We start from the raw sequence: 2,891 nt of genomic DNA, 5'->3' as shown, positions 1-2,891 counted from the left end.
CCAGTTCCCCAGCCCACTCACCCTGCACGCAATGAGTCTGGCCCCGCATCATCCAAGGCGGGGCCAGAACGCAAGATCTTCAGCGATCTTCTAGATGAGTAATTCCCAGGGGTGCCTGGTCTGAGCATGAGGCGAGGGAGCCCATGGTCTTGTTGTGACGCACAACCTGAACTCCCTCGCCCGTGCGCTCTACGCCCACACCGACACCCTTCTCAAAAACCACCCCGACCTGGCCCCCTGGCGCCCCACGATCGGCTTCCAACCCCGCCTGTCCGACACCTACCTGGTCACCCTGGCCCTGATGCAGGCCCTGCTCGGCTACACCAGCAAAGCCCGATGGCTGCGCTACGCCCGCACCCACCTGTCCGACCGATTCCCCCACCTGTCCCAGTCTCACCCCGGCCCGGGCGGGTCGCCCAGGAGCGTCACCGCCGTTTGCGGCTGGTGCCACGTTCGTTAACGGCACCCGGAGTAGAGCAGCACGATCGTCGGGATCAGCAGTCCCTGTACCGCTTCATATCCCATCGTGGGGTGCTTGATCAGGGGTTTAGACCTCCAGCAGTGGCACAGGCAAGATCGGCCCCGCGCTGGTGGCGCCGACGGTGACGGCACCGGCCAGGACTGTCCCGGCGGATGCAACTGCAATTGGGAACCGAGCCGTTGCAGGCTGGAGGTCTGCAGGCTCCAGCCGTAGCCGAGCGAGGCCGCTTAACTCGTCGTTTCAGGCGGTCAGGGCCGGTTCGAGGCAGATTCTGGGTTGATGATGACGGGGTTCAGCGTCTCGGCATCTTCCCGGGCTCGGCGGGCGTCGGCGAGGCGGTCCAAGGCGGTGAGCAGGGTCGACTCGCGGGTCAGGGCGGCGGCGAGGAGCGGGCGTCCGAGGTCGGGGTGTGTGGCGGCGAGTGTCCGCAAAGGGTGACGGCCTCTTCGGTGGCGCGAAGGGCTTCGGCTGGGTGGCCGGTCAGGGAGAGGACCTGGCTCAGGGCGTCCAAAGCCTCGGCGAGAAAGGGAGACCAATCGTCGTCGGCCGATACCTGTTCTCGCCACAGTGCGACAGCCTCCTCGGCGGCTGGGAGCGCCTCAGTGAGGAGCGGTATGTCGGACAGGCCCGCGGCGAGCATGGTCAGGGCACGGCCGAGTTCCGGGGAACGGGTGGGAGATGCGGTCACGAGTTGCCGCGAGAGCCCTGCTGCCTCCGGGGGCGGACCGCCCAGCGCGTGGCGCGCGGACATCGACATCAGCATGGTCTCGGCCAGATCCGCGCAGTACTCGTCACGCCCTTCCGCGATGAGCCCGCGCCAGATCGCGGCTGCCTCTTCCAGGACGGGCAGAGCCTCGGCAGATCGTCCGAGTTGGACAAGGACGACAGCGATGTTGCCGAGAGAGCCGCCGACCGCGTCGACACGGTCGGGATGGAAACCCGCGGCTTCATGCCAGATCCGCGCCGTCTCCTCAACCCCGTGCAACGCGTCCGCCCACTGTGCCTGGTCCATGACCGTGAGGTCGCGGAGGGTCAGGGCTCGGCCGAGCCCGGGGAGGTTCTCCTCGGGCTCGGCCTGCGCGAGGTCCCGCCAGATTCCGATCGCTTCCTCTACCGCCGCGTGAGCCTCGTCTCCCCGATCCAGCTTCCGAAGGATGAAGACCAGCTCGGTCAGATTCTCGGCCAGGTCCGCAGACGCCTCGCTCTGATCCTCCATTGCGGACGTGCGCAGGATGGCGACGATCTGCTGCGCCGGCGGCAGGCTCAGCTCGAGACGACCCAGCAGCTTCCATCCGTCCCGGACGATGGACAGAAATCCGGCGAGCAGGATCCGCCCGTCCCCGCTGCCCTCTTCGAGCTCCCGCAAGATTCGGACGATCTCCTGAGCCTGCGGGAGGTAATCCCCGATCTGGTCGGACGACCAGAGCCATTCGCCAAGCTGGTACATCAGAGCCATGAGATGGGGACTGTCGGGTTCCCCCTCTGCCTCGTAGCGGAGCGTGATTCCCTCGGTCATGAGGCCTATCGCCTCGGGTACCCGATCCATTTCCGCGAGCCTGAGCGCGAGCGTGATCATCGTCCGGCCCAGAACACTCCGGTCTTGATCGGAGGCCGCCTGCTCCCGCAGGATCGCGACGGCTTCCAGCGCGGGAGGCAAGGACTCCTCCGGACGCTCAAGTCCCCAGTACGCCTCCGCGAGCGCCCACAGGGATCTTGGCAGGTCGCCGTCGAACCTCCCGGTGCCGTCTGCCGTCAGCCCGCGGATGATCGTCACACTTTCCTCGGCACGGGCGAGCGCCTGCTCCAGCAGCCCCAGCTCCTGGTACTGCTCCGACAGCCTGACGAGGGCGACACCGAGGTCCAGCCCGTAGCTGCCCGGATCATTCTCGGCCAGCGCCCGCCACAGGCCGACGGCCTCCTCCCGTGAATGCGCGCCTTCAGGCCCCTCTGACCAAGCACCGAGGTTCGACAGCAGCTTGGCGACATCCTCCAAGTGACGTTCCGGATATCTCATGGCAAGTTCCTGGAAGATCGCCAGCGACTCACCGGCCACGACCCGGGCTTCTGCCGGGCAGCCGTTCTCCGCCAGAAGGCACGCCACATTGTTCAGAGTCTCGGCCAGATCGGGCAGGTAGCGGTCCGGATAGGTACTGGCATGGTCCCTGAAGATCCTCACGGCCTCCTGCGTCACCTGCACCGCTTCGTCCATGCGGCCCAGAGCCCACAGAACCTGCCCGAGAACCGACAAGGAACTGGCGAGCTGCGGACGGTACCGGTCTGGATTGATCTCGACCAGCCCGCGCCGAAGGTGCACAGTGAGGCTGATCCTTTGGAGTGGACACCCTGACAATGGATCTTGATGGTCCAGGGAGGGATGTCCAGGTGGGACGCCAGTCTCCGTACCCGGAGG

2 protein-coding genes are annotated in these 2,891 nt (G+C 66.5%); one reads left to right on the top strand and one right to left on the bottom strand.

Annotated features, from left to right (window positions below; all coding sequences use genetic code 11):
- The first annotated feature begins 154 nt into the window (after nucleotides 1–154).
- Complete coding sequence (locus tag AB0B45_RS51365) at nucleotides 155–460, top strand: hypothetical protein (protein ID WP_358146351.1); 306 nt, start codon at nucleotides 155–157, stop codon at nucleotides 458–460.
- A 391-nt stretch (nucleotides 461–851) separates the two neighbouring features.
- On the opposite strand, the gene AB0B45_RS51360 is transcribed toward AB0B45_RS51365, so the two are convergent.
- Nucleotides 852–2,795, bottom strand: coding sequence for a tetratricopeptide repeat protein (locus AB0B45_RS51360; RefSeq protein WP_358146349.1), 1,944 nt, complete (start codon nucleotides 2,793–2,795; stop codon nucleotides 852–854).
- Between the last annotated feature and the right edge of the window lie 96 nt (nucleotides 2,796–2,891).

This window comes from Nonomuraea sp. NPDC049152, from assembly GCF_040648355.1.
Lineage (GTDB): Bacteria > Actinomycetota > Actinomycetes > Streptosporangiales > Streptosporangiaceae > Nonomuraea.
This window is presented reverse-complemented; position numbering and strand designations above follow the sequence as displayed.